Source organism: Levilactobacillus hammesii DSM 16381 (assembly GCF_001434395.1).
GTDB classification, from domain to species: Bacteria; Bacillota; Bacilli; order Lactobacillales; family Lactobacillaceae; genus Levilactobacillus; species Levilactobacillus hammesii.
Map to the genome: position 1 here is coordinate 19325 of NZ_AZFS01000065.1, position 20242 is coordinate 39566.

At 50.0% G+C, this 20242-nt stretch carries 14 protein-coding genes; 5 read left to right on the forward strand and 9 right to left on the reverse strand.

Features of this window, described 5'->3' with window-relative positions; all coding sequences use genetic code 11:
• Positions 1–4: 4 nt before the first annotated feature.
• The 3 genes from comGA to FD28_RS12050 form a co-directional block, all read right to left on the reverse strand.
• Entirely contained in the window at positions 5–970 is a 966-nt protein-coding gene (gene comGA, locus FD28_RS12040) for a competence type IV pilus ATPase ComGA (RefSeq protein ID WP_057735298.1), read from the reverse strand.
• A gap of 116 nt (positions 971–1086) precedes the next feature.
• Positions 1087–4215 carry a YhgE/Pip domain-containing protein gene (locus tag FD28_RS12045; protein ID WP_057735299.1) on the reverse strand — a complete coding sequence of 1043 codons (3129 nt, stop codon included), beginning with the start codon at positions 4213–4215 and terminating at the stop codon, positions 1087–1089.
• Positions 4216–4486: 271 nt separating this feature from the next.
• On the reverse strand, positions 4487–5224 hold the full coding sequence (locus FD28_RS12050) for a YebC/PmpR family DNA-binding transcriptional regulator (protein ID WP_057735300.1): 738 nt from the start codon (positions 5222–5224) through the stop codon (positions 4487–4489).
• A gap of 297 nt (positions 5225–5521) precedes the next feature.
• Here FD28_RS12050 and FD28_RS12055 point away from each other — a divergent pair, with 297 nt between their 5' ends.
• Both FD28_RS12055 and FD28_RS12060 read left to right on the forward strand, forming a co-directional pair.
• Positions 5522–6979, forward strand: coding sequence for an ABC transporter substrate-binding protein/permease (locus tag FD28_RS12055; protein ID WP_420806202.1), 1458 nt, complete (start codon positions 5522–5524; stop codon positions 6977–6979).
• A complete protein-coding gene (locus FD28_RS12060; protein ID WP_057735302.1) occupies positions 6972–7712 on the forward strand; it encodes an amino acid ABC transporter ATP-binding protein in 741 nt (246 codons plus the stop codon). The genes FD28_RS12055 and FD28_RS12060 overlap by 8 nt, the downstream gene beginning before the upstream one ends.
• A gap of 235 nt (positions 7713–7947) precedes the next feature.
• Here FD28_RS12060 and FD28_RS12065 read toward each other — a convergent pair whose 3' ends face one another.
• The 3 genes from FD28_RS12065 to ccpA form a co-directional block, all read right to left on the reverse strand.
• Positions 7948–12354: a leucine-rich repeat protein gene (locus FD28_RS12065; RefSeq protein WP_057735303.1), complete on the reverse strand. Its 4407-nt coding sequence runs from the start codon at positions 12352–12354 to the stop codon at positions 7948–7950.
• A 389-nt stretch (positions 12355–12743) separates the two neighbouring features.
• Positions 12744–13577, reverse strand: a complete 834-nt coding sequence (locus FD28_RS12070; protein ID WP_057735304.1) for a hypothetical protein — start codon at positions 13575–13577, stop codon at positions 12744–12746.
• A 306-nt stretch (positions 13578–13883) separates the two neighbouring features.
• Positions 13884–14885 carry a catabolite control protein A gene (gene ccpA / locus FD28_RS12075; RefSeq protein WP_057735305.1) on the reverse strand — a complete coding sequence of 334 codons (1002 nt, stop codon included), beginning with the start codon at positions 14883–14885 and terminating at the stop codon, positions 13884–13886.
• A gap of 216 nt (positions 14886–15101) precedes the next feature.
• Between ccpA and FD28_RS12080 the strand changes: the two genes are divergently transcribed.
• The 3 genes from FD28_RS12080 to FD28_RS12090 all read left to right on the forward strand — a co-directional run bounded on the left by FD28_RS12080 (position 15102) and on the right by FD28_RS12090 (position 17534).
• Complete coding sequence (locus FD28_RS12080) at positions 15102–16199, forward strand: M24 family metallopeptidase (RefSeq protein ID WP_057735306.1); 1098 nt, start codon at positions 15102–15104, stop codon at positions 16197–16199.
• 144 nt (positions 16200–16343) lie between these two features.
• Positions 16344–16673, forward strand: coding sequence for a toxin-antitoxin system HicB family antitoxin (locus tag FD28_RS12085; RefSeq protein ID WP_057735307.1), 330 nt, complete (start codon positions 16344–16346; stop codon positions 16671–16673).
• 12 nt (positions 16674–16685) lie between these two features.
• Positions 16686–17534, forward strand: a complete 849-nt coding sequence (locus FD28_RS12090) for an SPFH domain-containing protein (RefSeq protein WP_057735308.1) — start codon at positions 16686–16688, stop codon at positions 17532–17534.
• Positions 17535–17635: 101 nt separating this feature from the next.
• Here the strand turns inward: FD28_RS12090 and FD28_RS12095 are convergent, their stop codons facing one another.
• From FD28_RS12095 to FD28_RS12105, 3 genes are read right to left on the reverse strand one after another with little or no spacing between them, the layout of a single operon-like run.
• Positions 17636–18286, reverse strand: a complete 651-nt coding sequence (locus FD28_RS12095) for a hypothetical protein (protein WP_057735309.1) — start codon at positions 18284–18286, stop codon at positions 17636–17638.
• Positions 18286–19170: a hypothetical protein gene (locus FD28_RS12100; protein WP_057735310.1), complete on the reverse strand. Its 885-nt coding sequence runs from the start codon at positions 19168–19170 to the stop codon at positions 18286–18288. The genes FD28_RS12095 and FD28_RS12100 overlap by 1 nt, the downstream gene beginning before the upstream one ends.
• Positions 19171–19181: 11 nt before the next feature.
• Positions 19182–20201, reverse strand: a complete 1020-nt coding sequence (locus FD28_RS12105) for a hypothetical protein (RefSeq protein ID WP_157059901.1) — start codon at positions 20199–20201, stop codon at positions 19182–19184.
• Between the last annotated feature and the right edge of the window lie 41 nt (positions 20202–20242).

Consider the following 20242-nt stretch of genomic DNA (forward strand, 5'->3'; position numbering starts at 1 on the left):
CCATTTACCCCGCTTTAAAGCGCTGTGCCGTTTCGGGCGAAATAAGGTGTTGCCGCTGTGCCTCTTCAAGAGTTCGTTGCCACCTTTCCGTAGTTGTCCATTGTGCGTGCCACAGCTGTTCACCGGCTAGGATATCAAGTAGAACGGCCGGTGACTGTTTTTCTCTCGGAATCAGGCGTTGATAGCAGCTTGCCGTTAACACTTGCCGCAGCTGTGGCAAGGAAATTCCCAACTCCGTTAACCGGGGCACACTGCCCCCGGCATTCTGCGCGTGGACGGTACTCAGGACCAGGTGCCCACTCAACGCGGCACGAACGGCCGCTACCGCCGTGTCCTGATCGCGAATCTCCCCGATAATAAACACGTCGGGGCGATGGCGCAAGCCGACCTTTAACAAGGTTTCATAACTCATCCCGGCCGTTGCATTCACCTGCAATTGGATAAATGAGCGCGCCTTAATCTCAACGGGATCTTCAATCGTCAAGACGGTGGCATCCGCCGCCAAGCGACTAGCAATCGTGTACATCGTGGTCGTCTTACCCGAACCGGTGGGGCCCGCAAAGAGCATCAGTCCCCGTTGGCCAGCCAATTGATCCAACAACTTGGGCTGACGCTCATCTAAGTAGGCCATCCGGGCCGTGTGAAAGGGATAAATCAGACGAATCACTAATGACTCCTGCCCCGCATAGTCCCCTACCGTGGAAAAGCGTAATTCCAGCGGCGGTTCCCCCGGCCAAGACATAGCGCCTACCTGTGGCCGACGGTTTTCACTGACGGCCATATTGGCCTGAAACTTAAAATAGGTAATGACTTGTTCGCCTAATGACCGAGTGACTCGTTGCCAAGTCGTCACGGCATTAATTTGACGTAATCGAATCTGATAGCCTGCTTCTCCTGGCAACACATAAATGTCGCTGGTCTGCCGGGCCACCGCCGCCGCTAGTAATGTCTCAATAAAGTCCTTAATCACGCGCCCATCTCCTGCCCTTTTCAACTAACTCCGTGAAAAGTCGCCAAATACTTTTTATTTCGCAAAAAAAATCTGCGCATCTTGATCAGATTACGCAGATTTCTGTAAATAACGGCCTAATCCTGTGCCTCGTTCACCACCGACTCGTTAGGGCGCATGATTTTAAAGCCAATCAGTGCGCTACCTACCACGATAATCACCACAGCCGCGCTGATCCCCATGGTCAGAACCGCCGTGCTAATCCCCGTCCCGTTCAGTGCCTCCGTCAGGCCCAAGTTGGCGTACGTGATCGGCAAGAACTTGGCAAGGGGCGCGTAGAGCGTCTTCACCGTCTGAACCGGGAAGATTCCGTTGGCCACACACAGTTGTAGGAAGAAAAGTACACCCACGACCAGCACGGCCGCCCGTCCCATGAAGAAACGTAGAACTAACTCCACAACGAGTACAGCCAGCGCAAACAAGCCGGTCAAGCTCATAAACGCCAACGGCTGCGCAGCGTGTAACATGATCGCCATCCCCGCACTCGTGATCAGGGCTTGGAGCAGTGTCCATCCCGTCAAGGTGGCCAGTTGGCGTGGCGTCCGTAGTTGTTTACGGTAATCAAACCCAGCGACCAGACCCGTTAATCCCAAGAAGGTCACCATCACGACGACAAACGGAGCAATCGCGTGACCAAAGTTAGGCACGTCGCTGAAGCGCTCATGACTCAGGGTCGCTGGCGACGCAAACATTGCGGCCGTCCGACTCGTCAGTGGCGTGGCTTTAACCTTATCGGCGCCGCCTTGCAGAGCCGTGGCCAGTTTGCCATTGCCGGTCGTTAACTTATGCGCGCCCGCTATGAGTTTGGGCGAGTTCGCCGCTAAGTGTTGACTCCCCGTCGCCAGTTGTTGCACACCGGAAACCAATTGCGGTGCCTGCTGGTCAAGGGTGGTCAGTCCGGTGGTTAGACGATTGCTCCCATTCGCTAATTTTGAAACACCGGCAATCAGCGTTGGCACCTGACCAGTCAGTTGACCCAGTCCACCGGCCAGCTGTTGTGCCCCCGCATGAACTTGGCCAGAACCGCTCGTGAGTTGTGTGACTCCGCTCGTTAAGGCCGGCAATTGCCCATTCAATAGACCTAAGCCATCCGTCACCTGGAGTGAACCAGCAACCAAGCGCGTCACACCGCCAGTCAGTGTGGGAATCTGACCATTCAGTTGCCCCGTCCCCGCTGCCAACTTCTGGGTTCCTTCAATTAATGCTGGTCCATTTGCCGTCAATTTTTGACCACCATCCACCAGCTGGTTGATCCCCGCCGCTAGCGTCGGCACTTTCGTGTGGGTCTGTTGTAAGCCAGCATCCAACTGCTGCGTACCCGTAATCAGCTTCTGATACCGTGCAACCAGTCCGCTGTCCTTTCCATTAACACCCGCATTGATTTTGCCTAAAGCGGCGTTTTGCGTGGCCATCAACGTCTGTGCTTGGGCAAAGACCCCCTGCAGAGCAGTCGCATCCTGGGCCACTGCTGCTAAAGCCGCCTGGACAGAGCTTCCCTGGTCCGCAGTGCCTTGGGCAGCCAATGCCGCCACATCACGTTTCAAACTGGTAACCGTCTGTTTGACCGCTGTCTGATCAGTACCTGAGGTTGGACCACTGGCTTTGACCAAATCATTGGCTGCCGTCGACACGGCCGTCTTCGCGGATGAAGTAGCCGTATCCGCACTTGCCGTCTGACCGGCCCCGGCCAACGCCGAGGTCATCGCTGCTTTCTGGTCCGCAGTCATCTTCGTTGCCGCAGCTACCGAGGAAACCTTCGCCGTAATTTCGGCTTGCGTCATTCCCGTGTGAGTTGCCTGGTCTCCCGCATCCAGCTGGGCAACGGCCGTCTTTAATTTGCTAGCGGCCTGCGCTGTGGTCGACGACTCATCGTTACCGGTCAACTGACCGCTTAACTGATTGGCTTTATCCTGAACCCGACTGAGCCGACTAGCAGACTGATTACTGCCGCTGAGTGCCGCTGAAAGCGTCCCTAAATCCTGCTTCAACTTCTGACTCGCCTGACCAGCCAGAAGACTGAGGCCCGCCGAACCGGAAGCCGACTGAGTCGTCAGGGCTTCAACCGAAGTTCCCAGCGTCGTGACGCCCGTCTTGCCGGCCGCAACCTGACCAGCTAACGTCTGTGAACCCGCAGCCAACTGATCGATGGCCTGTGACAGGCTCTGAGCGCCGGTAGCCAGTGTATGAAGCCCCGTATTGACCTGGTAAACGCCGTTAACGTAACACGTGGTACTAACCGCTAACGCCTGGCTCCCGTCCGCCAACTGAACCACGCCCGAGGCCAAGGCACCGGTCTTCCGGTTGAGTTTTTCCAAGCCGGCCGTCACCTGGGACGAACCGGTAGTCAACCGCTGAACCCCACTGACCAGTGGTTGGGTCTTCACCGATAACTGTTGGAGTCCCGCCTCAACTTGACCAGAACCCGTTGCCAGGCGATCGGCCCCCGCAGAGAGCTGTGATGCGCCACTCGCCAAGGGTTGAACCTTGGTCTGAAGGGTGCCCAATCCAGCGGAGATTTGCCCCGACCCGGTGCGTAATTGCCGGACCCCCGTTGGCAGTTGCGCCACCTTCGTGGATAACTGCAACAGACCATTCTTGACCTTGGTGACCCCAGTCGTATAAGTATTCATGCCGTCTGCGAGCGTGACCGTGCCATCCTTTAACTGCGTCGCACCCTTGGCTGCGGTCTGAAAGCCACGACCACTACTCTTGATCTGTTGGAACATACTCAGCGCATAGGCTTTGGTGACGGCTCGCTTAACGGCCGTGTTCAGTTGCGATGCGCCCGTTTGACTGATAATCTCCCCAATGTAGTTAAGCGACGCATTCGTCTGATAGGTCAACTTCATCTGCTGGGGCTGACTGTCCGTCACCGTCGTCGCCCGCTGGGAAAAGTTCTTAGGAATCGTCACAACCGTATAGTACCGGTTATGTTTCATTCCCGCCGCTGCCTCCCGCGCGGACAGGAAGCGCCAGCCCAGTTCGTGATTGTGCTTCAACTGACTGACGACCTGTTGCCCGACCGCCAGTCTCTTCCCCTGATACGTGACGGGCTGATCCTCATTGACCACGGCAACCGGTAGCTTCGCCGTCTGACCAAAGGGATCCCAAAATGAATGGATCACCAGGCCAGCACACACGACTGGCAGCACCAGGCCGGCCACGAGAACGCCGCCCACCACATACTTGCGTTTCATTTGTTTCATCCTCAACACTCCTCTGGCATGCCATAAATTGTATAGGGCATGTTGTATTACGCCGATCATCCCCGATTTTACTAATGAATCACCAGTAAAATTAGTATAGGGCATGTTGTATATGGGCTAAAAAATAGGCTGATTACACAGCCACATTTATGGAGTTTACCCGTCCCCGATTGAGATTGCAAGACTCTTTTTAAGCGCAACCACACAAAAACCCGCCATCAGGCTAGGCCTGACAACGGGTTCATCGACTCAAATTATTTGGTTAAAACGCTTATTCAACGCTTTCAGGTAAGACCGCTGCTTCATAAATATCAGAAACATCGTCGTTGTTTTCAAGTTCGTCAATCAAACCTTGGTACTGAGAAGCCTTGGCTTCTGGTACTTCAGTTGTGTTTTGAGGGAACATCCGAACTTCAGCGGTGTCCAGCTTGTAACCCTTATCTTGTAAAGCGTCACGTGCTGCAATTTCACTCGAAGGATCCGTGTAAATCTTGAATTCTTCGTCCGTGGTTTCCATGTCGTCCGCCCCGGCGTCTAAAGCATCCATCAACATCGTATCTTCATCCGTATCCAAGCCATCACGTAAGATTACAATGTAACCCTTCCGATCAAACATGTATGATACGGAACCTGCTGCACCAAGTGAGCCGCCATGGTGCGTGAAGGCAGAACGAACAGCCGCAGCCGTCCGGTTCTTGTTATCCGTCAAAGCAGCAACCATGATCGCTGTCCCCGCTGGACCGTAACCTTCGTAGGTGATTTCTTCGAACTTAGCGCCACCAACACCAGAAGCTTTATCTAAAGCCCGCTTGATGTTGTCCTTAGGCATGTTAGCTGCCCGCGCTTTGTCCATTTCCAAACGAAGTTGAGGGTTACCGTCGGGATCAGGACCACCTGCTTTTGCAGCTTGGTACAAATCACGTGAGATTTTTTGGAAGATTTTTCCACGCTTTGCATCCTGAGCATTTTTCCGGCCCTGGATGTTATGCCATTTAGAATGTCCTGACATCGTAACTCCTCTTTTCTAAAGTTTTATAGATATCCGTATAAAACAGACACTATACATGTTAGCACTTACTTCCCATTCATTCAATTACTAAGCTTATAAAAACTGCTTATTCAATTAAAATGTATAAAAAAAATTCTCTTTCCCTTTAAATCGGGGATGGAAGCGAATTTTAATTGAATAATTTATGTATAAAAGTGAATTTATCAAAATAAAACTTGTATAAATAAACAAAACCAGCTATACTCAATTACATCATCACAGATAGAGGAGCAAGCCATTATGAAAAATAAATTAATTATGGCCATCGCATTAGTGATGGCGCTCGTTGCCGGATGGACCACCACCACGACAACCGCACAAGCCGCCACCGATGACTCGTTGGCTAAGGTTCAAAAGAAAGGGACGCTGGTCATGGGGACCTCGCCCGATTATCCACCCTATGAATTCCAAGCAACCGTTCACGGAAAGAGCCAGGTTGTGGGGATGGACGTTGCCGTTGGGAAAAAGATTGCCAAGGACATGGGCGTTAAGCTGGTTGTCAAATCCATGTCGTTTGACTCCCTATTAGTCGCCTTGCAGACTGGGAAAGTCGATATGGTCATCTCCGGGATGAACCCAACCCCCGCTCGGCGGAAGAACGTGGACTTCACCCATACCTACTATCAAGGTGGGTACAGCATCGTTATCAACAAGAATGACAAGGGTATCTATAAGGATAAGAACTCCTTCGTGGGTAAAACCATTGGGGCCCAAACCGGTTCAACCATGTACAACGAATCTAAGAAACAAACAACCGGGACGACCGTTAAGGGAATGACCTCCGTTTCCGACCTAATCTTAGGTCTGCAAAGTCACAAGCTCCAAGGGGTTGCGATGGAAAAGCCATCCGCGCAAGCCTACGTGGCCAACAATAAAGAATTAGCCATGATTCCTAGTAAATTCGATTTAAGTGCTTCTGATACGAGTGCTTCCGTGGCCTTCGCTAAGGGCTCAACCGCTCTCGTGACCGCCGCCAACAAGTCCGTCGATCAGATTAGAAAGCAGAACCTGGTCAACAAGGATTACCTGCCTGCCGCTGGGAAATACTTAAAGACCAACACGGTCAACACCAGCATGCTTCACTACTGGAAAGCCTTCCTTAAAGGGATCGAATACACCTTAATCATCACCGTTTGTTCCGTCTTCTTTGGATTCATCCTCGGGGTACTCTTGTCCCTGGCACGGATGGCCAAGGGTGGTGTCTTCGCCACGGCGCTCCGGTGGTTAGCCACGGCCTACGTTGAATTTATTCGGGGCACGCCTATGATGGTTCAAGTCATGTTCGTCTACTTTGGACTGGGCCTTATCGTCAACCTCCCCGCGTTAACTTCCGGGATCATCGCCATCTCACTGAACTCTGGTGCCTACATCGCGGAATACATTCGTGGTGGGATCAACTCCGTGGACAAGGGGCAGACAGAAGCTGCTCGGAGCCTGGGGATGACCAGTGGCTACACCCTGCGTTACGTGGTCTTGCCACAAGCCATTAAGAACATTTGGCCTTCACTGGGTAACGAATTCATTACCCTGATCAAGGATAGTTCCATCGTCTCCATCATTGGGGTCTCCGAACTGATCTTCCAAAGCAACATTGTGCGGTCCGACACGTATAGAGGGGTTGCCCCTATCGCGGTGATCATGGTCCTTTACTTCATCATGACCTTTACTGCCTCACGGATCTTAAACCACTTCGAAAGGAAGATGCAACATGACTAAACCTATTATTGAGGTCAAGGACCTCGCTAAAAACTTTGGTGATAACCAAGTTCTAAAAAATATTTCAGAACAAGTAAATCCCGGTCAAGTGATCGTGGTCATCGGCCCTTCCGGTGGTGGGAAGAGTACCTTCTTACGGTGCCTGAACCTCCTCGAAACGCCGACGAGTGGTGAAGTTGACTTTGACGGTCAGGATTTAACCACGTTGGACACCAAGAAGGTCAACACCTTACGGGAACAAATGGGAATGGTTTTCCAAAACTTCAACCTCTTCCCGAACATGACCGTTCTGGAAAACATTAAATTGGCACCGATGAAGGTTAAGGGGGTCAGTGATGCTGACGCCACGAAGCGCGCTCACGAACTGCTCCAACAGGTGAACCTGGATGACCACGCCGATGCCTTCCCGACCAGCCTATCTGGTGGTCAAGCACAACGGGTAGCCATTGCGCGGGCCCTGGCCATGGATCCCAAGGTCATGTTGTTCGACGAACCCACTTCGGCCCTTGATCCCGAAATGGTCGGTGAAGTCCTCAACGTTATGCAGGACCTCGCCCAACAAGGGATGACCATGGTGGTTGTGACTCATGAAATGGGCTTTGCCAAGTCCGTGGCCGACCGTGTTTGGTTTATGGCCGACGGTTATATTCAGGAAAACAACACGCCCGAAGAATTCTTCAGCAATCCGCAAACGGAACGGGCACAAGACTTCCTGTCCAAGATCTTAATGTAATTCGGTTACTTTAAAAGTTAAACTGTCTCAAGATCTGGGACATCATTCAAAAAGCAGTTCTTTCGGACGGTTAGTCTTCTGAAAGAGCTGCTTTCTTTTGCCATTCTAGTGCCAAAACGTGGCCACAAGCCCTTTTCGCGCATTATGCCCCACTCTGATCCCCCTGTTTAAGAGCACAACCATCGTAAAAAGCCCTAGCCGTGAATTTACCGGCTAGGGCTTCTTCTCATCGTGTTTAATTGTGCCGCTTCTTGCGATACCCGAATAGGCTCAGGCCGCCCACCAGAAGGCCCAGAGCGGACCACCATGGTGTCGTGGCCTCATTGGTCTGTGGCAATGTCGTTTGCGCCGCATTGGCCGGGTCAGCATTACCAGTGGCTTTAGCCGGCGTGGCCGTCATGGCCTGGCTTGACGCTGCCTGGTTGCCACCAAGCTGTGTCCCGATGATATGGGCACCGGCACCACTCGTCACGTCATGACCCAGAACACTCGCTGGATCCTTGAAGCTGATGTCGATGCCTGGCTTAACGGCCACCCCACTGCCACCATCACTGATGACTTCATGGTCAGGGGCATCGGGCTCCGTCGGCTTACTTGGCTCTTCGGGATCTGTCGGATCTGTTGGGTCCGTTGGGTCCACTGGATCAGTCGGATCAACTGGACCCGTGCCGCCGCCAGTGTTCCCATCACCGCCATCACCGCCACCGGTCGTCTTCGCCACAACATTCAACAGAACGGTTGTGGTCGCGTCATCGCCATAGCGTAAGGTAACCTGGTAGACGCCAGGCGTGGTTAAATCGGCCTTTCCTAAGTCCACGGTAATTTCGCTACTATCGACCGCTTGACCGTTGGTATCCGTAGCGGTCGCCTTGAAATCACTAGCGGTCGGTGCCGCATCCCCAACGGTCATCGTGTAGTTACTCCCGGTCACGACCGCAGGAACTGCCGTAATCGTCAGTGAACCGAGCGTGGCACTGCCAACTTGGTAGTTGGAGTTGAGTCCATCCGTATGCAAGAGGTAAGCATAGGTGCCCGCAGTCTTGCCGGGTGTCCGGGTCACCGTCAATCCGGAATCCGTGACGGGATTACCCTTGCTATCCACAATGGTCACCTGCGCTGCGGGTTCCTTTGAACCGGCAGCCATGGTTTGGTCCGCAACCGTCACCGTCAGTGGCGCCTTTTCAATCGTCAACGCGCCGAGCACGGAGTTGTCGGCAATCGTGTAATTCTTGCTCATGTTCGACTTATCCAGGGTGTAGTCGTAGGTGCCCGCATTGGTGCCAGCAACCCGCGTTACCGTCACGCCAGAATCGGTGATCGTCTTGCCCGTAGCGTCCTTAATGGTCACTTGGGCTGCAGGTTCGCTATCGCCGTATATCATCGACTGGCTACCCACGTTGACCGTCAGTGCGGCTGGTGCAATCGTCAACGTGGCAATCGACTTGGACCCCGTCCAATCATAGTTGGAAACGGCCGGTGTTTCAGCGACCAATCGCGCCCAAGCCGCGGGGTTGACCACGACCTGGTAAGTGCCCGCATTGGCAAAGTCTGCCGCGTTATCGTCACTCAGGAGGACTTGTTTACCGTTGTCATCCGTGTACGCCAGCGTGAGATCGCCGTCCTTAAGCGTGTAAGGCAGATCATTACTCAGCGCAGCGTTGAAATTAGCCATATCCAGTGTTGGCGTTTCGCCATTGTAAGTGGTCGTCTGGTTACCACTAACCGTGTAGGTCGCCGTCCGTTTCTCAACGGTCACCAGAGCCACGGCCGAATTACTCCCATAACTGTAGGTGACTTGATAAGTCCCCACTTTGTTCGTGACATCACCAGCTGCAACATTCACCGGATCGCCATTGGCATCGACGACCACCTTGCCATTGGCATCTAGTTGATTGATCTTAACGTCCAGGTCCTTAATGGTAAGTACGCCATTGCCTGGGGTAATGGCGCTCACCAGGTTATCTCCCGGCGTCCACTGGTCACCGTAGAAGACCGTCGAGTTATGCACCTTAATATCCGGATTGTCCATCACAACCTGATACTGGCCGGTATAGGTAGTGCCATTGTCGCTCATCGACCAGTTAAACGTAAACTGGTCGACGCCCGCCGGCACGTCAAACGTGCCATCGCTATTGAGCGTTACCCCCGCCGTCAACTTACTAATATTAGCACTCGTGACGGCCTTACCACCCAGGTCTACAGTAAAGAGATCGGCCAGTGAAACCGTGGCCTTTTTGGCAAAGTAGTAAGCACTCTGGTTCAACGCCAGACTGGAAGTCCCTGCGCCAGCATTTAAAGTATGAATTTGATTGTAACTAAAAGCATTCGCGCCCACTTGATTAACCGTATCCGGCAGACTAACCCCCTGCAATTGGTTTCCGAAGAAAGCCATCTGGCCGATGGCCGTCAGGGTCGTTGGGAAGCTGACCGATCCCGTCAATTTGTTGTAGATAAAGGCACTATCCCCAACCGATTGAAGGTTTTCATTCAAGTCAACGCCGGTTAGATTGTTAGCAGCAAACGCCAAATTTCCAATCGTTGTCAAATTCGTCGGTAGCGTTAATTCCCCAGTCAAGCCGGCGTATTCGAAGGCACCATTGCCGATAGTCGTTAAACTCGTCGCCCCCGTCATATCAATCGTCTGGAGCGCTTGATCATAGGTAAAGGCATTGGCTCCGATGCTAACTAAACCAGCCGGCAAGACGATGCTGGGTAGACTGGTGGCTGACAGAAAGGCCTGGTCGCCGATTGACGTCAGGTTAGCTGGCAACGTGACCGTCTTCAATGCTGTGTCATAGATAAAGGCACTCTTACCAATGGTCACGGGTTGCGTGCCATCGGTAAAGGTTACCGTTTGTAAGCCATGGTTCGTGCTGAAGGCAAAGTCCCCCAGCGTTGTCAGACTGGCCGGCAGCGTCACGTCCGTCAAACCGTTATCATTTTCAAACGCATGTGCGCCAATGGTCGTCAAATTCCCATTAGCCGCAAAGTTTAATGTTGCTAGCTGGGTATTGGCCGAAAAGGCACCATCCTTAATGGTAACCAAGCTTTCCGGCAGATCCAGGCTGGTCAGGCCATCGTAGGTAAACGCGTTTTCACCAATGGTCTGGAGTTGGCTGCCGGCTGCAAAGGTCAGGTTAGCGAGATTATTGTCTTGAATAAAGGCACTATCCCCGATCGACGTTACGCCAGACGGAATCGTCACACTCTTCAATTCAGAGATGGAGGCAAAGGCCTTGGTTCCGATCGTTTGCAGACTGTTAGGCAGCGATAGAGTAGCGAGACGCGTGCTGTAGAAGGCATTGTCTCCGATTGTGGTAACTGCCGTGTTACTCAGGTCAGCCGCAGTCAACGGATCGTATTCAAAGGCCTCACTCCCGATGGTTTTCAGGTTCTTGGAAAAAGTCACGTTAGCCAGTGGGTTGCTTTCAAAAGCCTGATCACCGATGGTCGTCACGCTATCTGGTAAGACCAGCGTGGTTAACGCGTCACTAACAAACGCTTGATTGCCAATGGTCTGTAAGGTTTGGTTCTGACTCAAATCAATCGTCGATAACGTATTGAGATAGGAGAAGGCGTTATTGGCAATGGATGTGATGCCATTTTCAATAATTAACGTTTTTAGATTTTTAGTGTTACCGTAAACCGAATTGAACCCCTCACCAATCCCCGTAACGTTTAAAACCTGACCGTTAGAATCGGTAATCGTTGATGGAATAACCAGCGTGTCACCGACATCATGGTACGCACCGGTGATGGTCACCGTGCCATCCGCGTTCTTGACGTACGTCAAATTGCTAGGATCCGCAACGGGAACCGCCGTCGTACGTAACCCACGAAGAAGGCTGGTCGTGTCAGCAGCCATATTAAGGTTCAGCGCCTCAGTCTTGAATAACGACTGGTTGGCCGCAAAATTCGCGGTCAGCAATGATCCAACCTCTCCCGAACCAAGCTCGGCTGCCTTAAAATTGGTGAGGTTAGACGTGTCGTCGACCTTAATAGTCGTCTCGGTATCAGGTACGACGGGCGTATCATCCGGCACAACTGATGACTCACTGGTGCCAGCATCCCCTGACTTTGCCGGATTTCCAGTGGTACCGCTGCCATTTTCGACAGTTTCTCCCGACGCTTTGTTTCCAGCAGGCGCGGTTCCTGGATTATCGCCAGTGCCTTCCCCGTTTTCCGACACCTCACCAGGATTCGAGATCGTGCTAGTATCCCCACTGGTTCCCCCATCATTATTTGGGGCGGTCTCCTCATTGTTGGTGAGGTCACTCGTGTTTGACACGTCGTTTTTGTCACTAGTCGACGTATTTGGGGTCACATCTGAACCAGCGGCCGCCCCAGAAGAAGTGCTTTTCGTGTCATCGTTTTCGGCCACATTAGGCGTTGTGTCACCCGTATTGCCTTTTTCACTCGCTGTCGTGGCCGCTACGGTCGTTTTCTGTAATGTTACCGTACTATCCGGATCAGCGGTATGGTCACTTGTTTGTGTCGCTTCAGCCCCCACTGTGGTCGTATCCGCGTGAGCCAATGTATCTTGGCCAACCGACGTCCCCAAACCAATTGCCGCGACTGTAATCGCAGCGAAAACCCAGTGTTTCCCATCCTTGTACATCTTGTAGTGTTCTTTTACCGCCATGGTAATTGCTCCTCTCAAAAAAGACCAGGCTAGCCAACCCGGCCGTTACCTCGCAACTTCAGGTAACGAACCCTTACTCTCAATTCAATATTTTAACGACTGGCTTTATTTGTGCAACTAATTCTTATTTGTGCAACCAAGTTAGTCCCTCAACCTTATTAAATAGCCAACCGTCAAGTTCAAGCTTTGATTTACAGTTTGAAATAATTTCTCTTATTTTATAACGTCTCACTAGTTGGGGTCAATTACTTTTCTAGAAAAAGGTTAATTATTTTAACGATATCATCCGCTAACCAACTCGACAGGGGGTGTTGGATTCTATAGGTTAATTAGTCACGCTAAAAAAGCTCGAGACACTTCATCTCGAGCTTACATATTGGTTAATATTATTAGTTTGTACGGAACGTTCGGTGACCCAGCATAACTAACAAACCCAGGACAATCTCAGCGACACCGGCAAATATAATCACGCCGATACCACTACGGCCGACCGTGGTGATCATACTCGTGACGGTTGCCGTTGACGTAGGAACCAGTGATGGGAGTAAGTAGTAGCCAACTGCCCCAATAACTCCCGTCAACAATCCCCCCACTGCCAAGCCCGGTCCCAGGCTGGCCATGACGTGATGCACACTGAACGCGTAGATCACGGTCACAATAGCCAACAACACCGTGGCAATCATCAACCAAAAATCAAGCGTCTTCGCTTTTTGAATCTTAGCTGACGCTTGGCTCATTGCCGACGTACTGAAGGCGGCTTGCACCACCTTTTTCGCCTCCTTAACCAGTGCCGTGGTCATCCCCGCCGTGGCGGTAACGCCCATGGTCTGGGCTTGAGTACTGATAGCGTTCGTCAGTTCCGTGTTATCAATGGTTGTCGTGCTCGTCTCTCCATAGAGTTGTGCAACCCCCTGTGCCAGATAGGGCTGAACGATCCCCGACGTCACGGGATTGCCACTGACGCCCAGACTCTCCAGCTCGTTGTTTAACTGGTTAACGACCTTCTGTCCGACATCAGACCGGGAAACCACACCGGCCGTATAGTTGGCGTTAAAAACGGTCACTTTCAAACCAATCGACAGGGTAAAGAGCATCACCAAGATGGCCACCCACCGTGCCAAAGCAGGTCGGCGCTGATACGTTTGTTGCGGTTCTTGTGGTTGTTGCCGCGGGTTTTCCGGCTCATCTGAATGATAACGCGCCATCCGACTATTTTCACTCACCAACACCACCTCCAATTCGTTCAATCTCTCACGACAGTCCGTCACAGCTAGTTTCGTCTCACAGGTTGCCCTGGCGACTCGCACTGATGACCCCGACTAATCCGTGCATAATTGCCTATTATTGTAGCACATCCATCCGGGATAAACGTTAAGCTGGCCTTAATTTTAAGGCAAATCCACCAAGGATGACCGAACGCTTGACACCCGGACGACAAACACCTTCTGACTGCGGCTATCTATCAGGCCCTCCCCTTTCATCATAAGCAAAAGGACCCGAAAGTCTCCCTTCGCGCCCTCTGTCGTCAACTACTTCGTTGAGCTGCGCTTCATCAGCCCGTAAGGCAAGATGACCGTGTTTTCATCAACGGTTTCGTTGTTCATTAACTTAGTTAACAACCGCATGGCAACGGCACCAATATCGTAGAGGGGTTGGGTGATGGAACTCATCTTAGGCCGAACCAACTCCGTCAACTTGGTATCATTACTCGTGATCACTTCAAATTCGTCTGGCACGGCAACGCCCGCATCAGTCAAACCATTCATCACCCCAGCAGCCAATTCATCGTCACCAACAAAAGCGGCGGTGGCACCGGCAGCATTCAGTGCAGGTTCCAAGGATTGGCCTGCCTTGTAGGTGTAGTCCGTTTCAAAGACCAGCTTGTCATCGTAAGCGATCCCGGCATCTTTCAAGGCCTTCTTGTAACCTTTCAACCGGTAATCATGGTTGATGGCTTGGTCCATGGAACCTGAAACAAAGGCAATCTTTTCGTTACCATGATCGATCAGGTTCTTGACGGCTTCCGCCACAGCGGCAACGTAGTCGATGTTAACGCTAGGTTGGGTCTTTTCGGCGTCAACTGAACCAGCCAAGACGATTGGTGCCTTAGAACGACGGAATTCTTCCCGTAATTCATCGGTGACTTGGTTCCCCATGAAAATGATCCCGTCAACTTGCTTGGCCATCAAAGTGTTCAACACCTGAACTTCTTTACCGCCGTTTTCATCGGAGTTGGTCAGGATAATATTGTATTTGTACATCATGGCAATATCATCGATCCCCCGTGCTAATGAGGAGAAGTAGGCGTTGGTCACATCGGGGATGATAACCCCAATGGTCGTGGTCTTTTTACTTGCTAAGCCCCGTGCAACGGCATTTGGCCGGTAGTCAAGTCGGTCAATAACCTCCAAAACTTTCTTACGCGTAGCTGGTTTGACATTAGGATTACCGTTAACGACCCGTGAAACGGTGGCCATTGAGACCGCCGCCTCGCGCGCCACATCATAAATAGTTACTGTTTGTTTTTCCATAGCGAGAGCCCTTTCTTTCTTGTTTTGATTTGTTTTCATTCGTTTTCAAGCAACTTGACCAGTATACAGAAATGTTTTCATGGGTGCAAGAGTGAAAACGCTTTCACATCAAAGAATACCTTATTTTCACAGAATTTTCAAGGCAGAACCCCTATATTCCCAAATTAAACACGTAATTGATGGTATACTAATGACATTAATTGAAGGGGTGATTTCATGACGAAACTCGAACAGATTCAGCAATGGACAGCGGAACACCACGCTAGCATGACCTATTTAAGCAATCCCAAGACCATCCAATACCTCACTGGCTTTGGGAGTGACCCAATCGAACGGGTCCTTGCTTTAGTTATTTTCCCAGACCAAGACCCATTCATCTTTGCACCTGCCTTGGAAGTGGAAGTGATCAAGGAAACTGGCTGGAAGTTCCCCGTCGTGGGCTACCTGGACCATGAAAATCCATGGGCCATGATTGCCGACCAAGTTAAGCAACGTCACGTCAATCCAGAACACATCGCTTTAGAAAAGGGTCAGCTACAAGTTGCCCGGATGGAAGCCTTAGCTGCACAATTCACCAGTCCCCGCTTCGACTTAGATATTACCAGCTTCATCGAACGGATGCGGCTGATCAAGTCTGAAGAAGAAATTAAGAAATTGGAAATCGCCGGTAAATGGGACGATTTCGCCTTTGAACACGGCTTTGCCGCAGTGAAGGCCGGCAAGACGGAACAATCCGCCGTTGCCGAATTACAGTATGCTTTAATGAAGGAAGGCATTATGGAAATGTCTTTCGGGAGTCTGGTTCAAGCCGGCGCTCACGCCGCGGAACCGCATGGCGCCACCAACGACACCAAGTTTGCTAACAACGAACTGGTCCTGTTTGACCTGGGAACCGTCTACGATGGCTATATCTCCGATGCTTCCCGGACGGTGGCTTTAGGCACACCAACTGCTAAGCAAAAGGAAATCTACGACGTGTGTCTAGAAGCCCAATTGACGGCTCAGGCCGCGGTTAAGCCTGGCTTGACCGCCGCTGAACTCGACAAGATTGCCCGTGACATCATTACCAAGGCCGGTTACGGTGAATACTTCATTCACCGTCTAGGTCATGGGATGGGGATGAGCGATCACGAATTCCCATCCATCATGGAAGGCAACGACTTGGTTCTGGAACCCGGCATGTGCTTCTCCATCGAACCAGGGATCTACATCCCTGGTGTCGCTGGCGTCCGGATCGAGGACTGTGTCCACGTCACCGCCGATGGGAGCTTACCATTTACCCACACCTCTAAGGAACTGACTTACGTGGGCTAACCCCATCTAAATTGGTTCAAGATGAATGGCGCGTCCCCTGCCGACTTCGGTGGGAGGCGCGTTTTTTATCACGAAAATTGTCAAAGTGATATCATCGTGATATTATTAAGCTATCATCTAGGGGGAGGCGTAGGAGGCCACATTATGGCAAAGGAAAAGCAAAAGCGTTTCCTACTGCGGATGGATGAAAGTTTATTTGAAAAGCTTTCACAGGCCGCAACCGCGGACGGACGCAGTATCAACGCATACATTGTCAACATTTTATCTAAAACCGCCGCACCAGGAAACTGGGAGACCCGACAACTGGTGGGCCGAACCGTACCGGGAACGGCCCTGGATGCCAAGACGGGGCTGGTGTTAGTCGCCGGTATTTACTATCGTTACTTATTGGAGCCGCGGGAAGCTCCCGATGCGAATGCAGACTATACAATCATCGAGAGTAACGGGAATATCCTGACGTTCAAGAAAATTTGAGGAGGAGTTTACATGTTTGGTATTCGAATTGTGCATCAAAATAACGAGGGATTAGTTGAAACTTTGGGGAAATACAAGCGCAGCGTTGCGCCCGGAATTCATTTCTACTTGCCCGGACTACAACGAATTCGGACGGTTCAACTGGCCATGACCCCACTCGCCCTGCCGAATTATTCCGTCATTACCAAGGATAACGCCGACGTCTCGGCCAGCCTGACGCTGAACTACCATGTCACCAATTCCGTAAAATTCCAGTATGAAAACACCGACTCCGTGGAATCCATGGCACAGCTGGTGCGGGGCCACTTACGGGACATTATCGGGCGGATGGATCTGAACCAAGCGCTGGGTTCCACCGCCAAGATTAACCAGGAATTAGCCACCGCGATTGGTGACCTGACCGACACCTATGGCATCAACGTCGATCGCACCAACATTGACGAACTCACCCCTTCCGCCGCTATTCAATCGGCCATGGATAAGCAGCTCACGGCCGATCGGGAACGGGTTGCCGCCATTGCCAAAGCCGAGGGGGAAGCTAAGTCCATCGAGTTGACCACTAAGGCTAAGAATGACGCCCTCATGGCCACGGCTAGCGCTCAAGCCACGGCAACGAGAACCCGGGCCGATGCCGAAAAATACCGAATTGATACGGTCAACTCTAGCCTGGAAAGCGCCACGCCAGAATTCTTTGAGAACCAATCCATCTCAGCCTTCAGCGACCTCGCCAAGTCACCGGCTAACGTGGTGGTCGTGCCCAAGGACGGTATCGCCGATTTAGGTCAGATTCCGGCGATTGGGGCGGCCTTGCGGAGTGGTTTGCAGACGCCGGTGACACCGACTCCAAAACCTAAGCCTTAAGTGCAAACAGTTGAATTTGTGCTTTTTTAAATAAAGAAGAGCTAGTTTCAAACGAAAAATTACGTTTGAAATTAGCTCTTCTTATCTCAGTATTAATCCTATTAATTAATTTCAAAATCACCGTTTCGGTTGATCGTCGTGATAAGCTGTTTCGATGCAGTTAGAGACAAATCGATCAAATTATTAACATTTGTCTTTTGGCCGTCACTAAGCGTTTCATAATCTTCTGCATATTTAATAACTTCAGCCGTCCAGAGTTTCAAATCAATATAACTATCTAACACCAATTTTCTCATATTATTAGTTGTAGTTATCCCAATTTGATTTGTTTTTATCGCAGATTCCAACAATTTCAGTTTCTTTTTGTCGTCCTTTTTATCCACCTTAGGAAAGAGCCCTGGTAAAGTAAATACTGATATTGTTGGCCAAAAAACTGCTAAATCCATACTAACCCCACTCCATAGAATATGATCTCTAATTCTTGTCTCTTCTTTCAACAGGTCGGAAGAAACTTCTAAATTCCCTTCTATGCTTCTCACAGCAACCAGCTGTTCCTGTGGAAGTGATTTCAGTTCCCCCAAAAGCTTTAACGATCTTTTGAGTTGTATATTCAGTTGACTTCTCTGACTATCCAATTCCTCTGATACCGCCTTAAAGACTTCCTGGTAGGCTTTTAACTCATTAATCAATGTGTCTTGATCTTTTTTTTCAACTTTTTTAGCCGTTTTTTTCGTCACTCTTTTTTTCACCATCACTGCTCCTCCTTAACCTTATCAAGGGAATCAATCTTATCATTCAATATCTGCTGTGCCGATAATGTATTATTCACCATTGTTCCGGCTTCGCTCACTTGATCATCCGTAAATTCTCTAAAATCCATTGGCCAAGTTTGCTTTGCCACAGTTGAACGAACACTCAAGTCATCACTACTAGAACGAGCAGTTTCTAACTTTTCCCATACTTCCTTACTCAACCCATTATTTACTTTGGCTCCAGCTAGAACTTTCACAGCATTGTTGTTCATCTTCTCAGCAGCCTTCTTTGTTTTCCCTATGTATAGAAGACCACTGCCAACTGCTAACGTTCCACCTACAATCCATCCTAGCGGTCCAAACGCTGCAAGAACGGCCTCACCACCAGCAATACCAGCGCCGCCAGCTGCCACTGAGCCACCACCAATAGCCGCTAAAGTTGCATTGGTAGCTGCAATACCTGTCAAACCACTAATTGCAGCTCCAGTTGAAGCAGTCCCAACCGACATCACAAGAGTAGTCAATGCAGGCCCGCCTAATGTCGCAATTGTTAATCCACTCAATACTGATGCGGTTGCTTTCTTAGCCGTTCCCTTAACAATGTCGGCAGTAGCCTCTTTAGCAACCTTAAGTAGTTGCTCATAATTTTTCATATTAAAATCAATTTCACGTAATTTATCATCGAATTCACTTGGCGTATTCTTTATGGCATTTATCACCTGCCCCGAAAGATAGATTTCTTGTGCTAACTTCTGCCTTTCGTCTTGTAGCATCGCTAATTCCTGATTGACATTTTCTTGTGAAATATTGTATTGAAACACTGCATGCTTCAATCTACCTTCTGCTTCTTTTCGATCTTTAGTTCCCGTAATGTCTAAATCCATGTCTTATCCTCCTATGATTTAAAATACCCCTTAATATCTGCATCATTTCGTAGAATACGTTTCTTATCAACTTTTACCGCTTCGGCCAAGTTACCACTGGCAACGAACTGGTCTGCCTTGTCCAATCCCATATCGTAGGCAAAACTTTGAAGTTGATGAAGTTCTTTATACTGATCATAAATATCATTAAGTAGTTTTCCATATAGATCATCAACATTTTGAATAGCACTTTGAAATTCTTCATTTAAGCTCTTGGAAGTAACCTTGATACCATACATACTGGTTTGCAAATTCTTTTTCACTTGAGGCAACAAGTTTTTCCAGTCGTCAAACATATAAATCATTATCCCGATTAAAGATCCCGTAATTATTGCAATGAGTGCATTGGCAAGCACACCAATTATCGGTAGTGGTACTACGGGAAGTGCCTCCTTCAATCCAGCTATCAATGCAGCTGATGAAGCTAATCCAACAGAAGCTATCGCCGATGTTAATATTAGCTTCGTAGCTTCTCTTAAACGTATTGCCCTGGGTACGGATCCATTTTTAAGTATTTGTATTGACTGTACAATGCTAACAAATACATTCTCTAAGATCATTGAAAAGTTTTTCCCCGTAGTCAAAATTGTATTAGTCAAAATATTGGCAACTGAAGCGAGGCTCCCGCCCTCAAATCCCGACGAAAATGTTTGTATCAGGTCACGCAAGTGCAACTCTCCTATATTCGCTTCTAATTTCTTTTTAAAATCATCGATTCTTGCATTTAATGATTGATAATCATCCCAATCATTAACTACTTCTTGCATTGAACTAAACACCGCATCAGTAAATTGATAGAGAATACTCCCAATCGCTTGCTGCGTACCTCGCGACAAACCTGATATAGCCACTTTCTGGGCCGAATTTTTAATAAATCGTTCACTTGTGTAGTAGGTTCTATTAATTTCAGAATTATATTTTTGCCTTGCCAATTTATCATTTTCTTTAATGCTATCGGCATCGGCATGCATTTTATTTTCCTCAATTGTCAAATCAAGTGCAACACTAAGAATCTATTCTTAGAAGTGGTCTA

Bases quoted from the DNA above. Each gene is read 5' to 3' on its own strand.
- FD28_RS12045 (WP_057735299.1), bottom strand. From the start codon at position 4,215: ATGAAACAAATGAAACGCAAGTATGTGGTGGGCGGCGTTCTCGTGGCC.
- FD28_RS12050 (WP_057735300.1), bottom strand. From the start codon at position 5,224: ATGTCAGGACATTCTAAATGGCATAACATCCAGGGCCGGAAAAATGCT.
- FD28_RS12055 (WP_420806202.1), top strand. From the start codon at position 5,522: ATGGCCATCGCATTAGTGATGGCGCTCGTTGCCGGATGGACCACCACC.
- FD28_RS12060 (WP_057735302.1), top strand. From the start codon at position 6,972: ATGACTAAACCTATTATTGAGGTCAAGGACCTCGCTAAAAACTTTGGT.
- FD28_RS12065 (WP_057735303.1), bottom strand. From the start codon at position 12,354: ATGGCGGTAAAAGAACACTACAAGATGTACAAGGATGGGAAACACTGG.
- ccpA (WP_057735305.1), bottom strand. From the start codon at position 14,885: ATGGAAAAACAAACAGTAACTATTTATGATGTGGCGCGCGAGGCGGCG.
- FD28_RS12080 (WP_057735306.1), top strand. From the start codon at position 15,102: ATGACGAAACTCGAACAGATTCAGCAATGGACAGCGGAACACCACGCT.
- FD28_RS12085 (WP_057735307.1), top strand. From the start codon at position 16,344: ATGGCAAAGGAAAAGCAAAAGCGTTTCCTACTGCGGATGGATGAAAGT.
- FD28_RS12090 (WP_057735308.1), top strand. From the start codon at position 16,686: ATGTTTGGTATTCGAATTGTGCATCAAAATAACGAGGGATTAGTTGAA.
- FD28_RS12095 (WP_057735309.1), bottom strand. From the start codon at position 18,286: ATGGTGAAAAAAAGAGTGACGAAAAAAACGGCTAAAAAAGTTGAAAAA.
- FD28_RS12100 (WP_057735310.1), bottom strand. From the start codon at position 19,170: ATGGATTTAGACATTACGGGAACTAAAGATCGAAAAGAAGCAGAAGGT.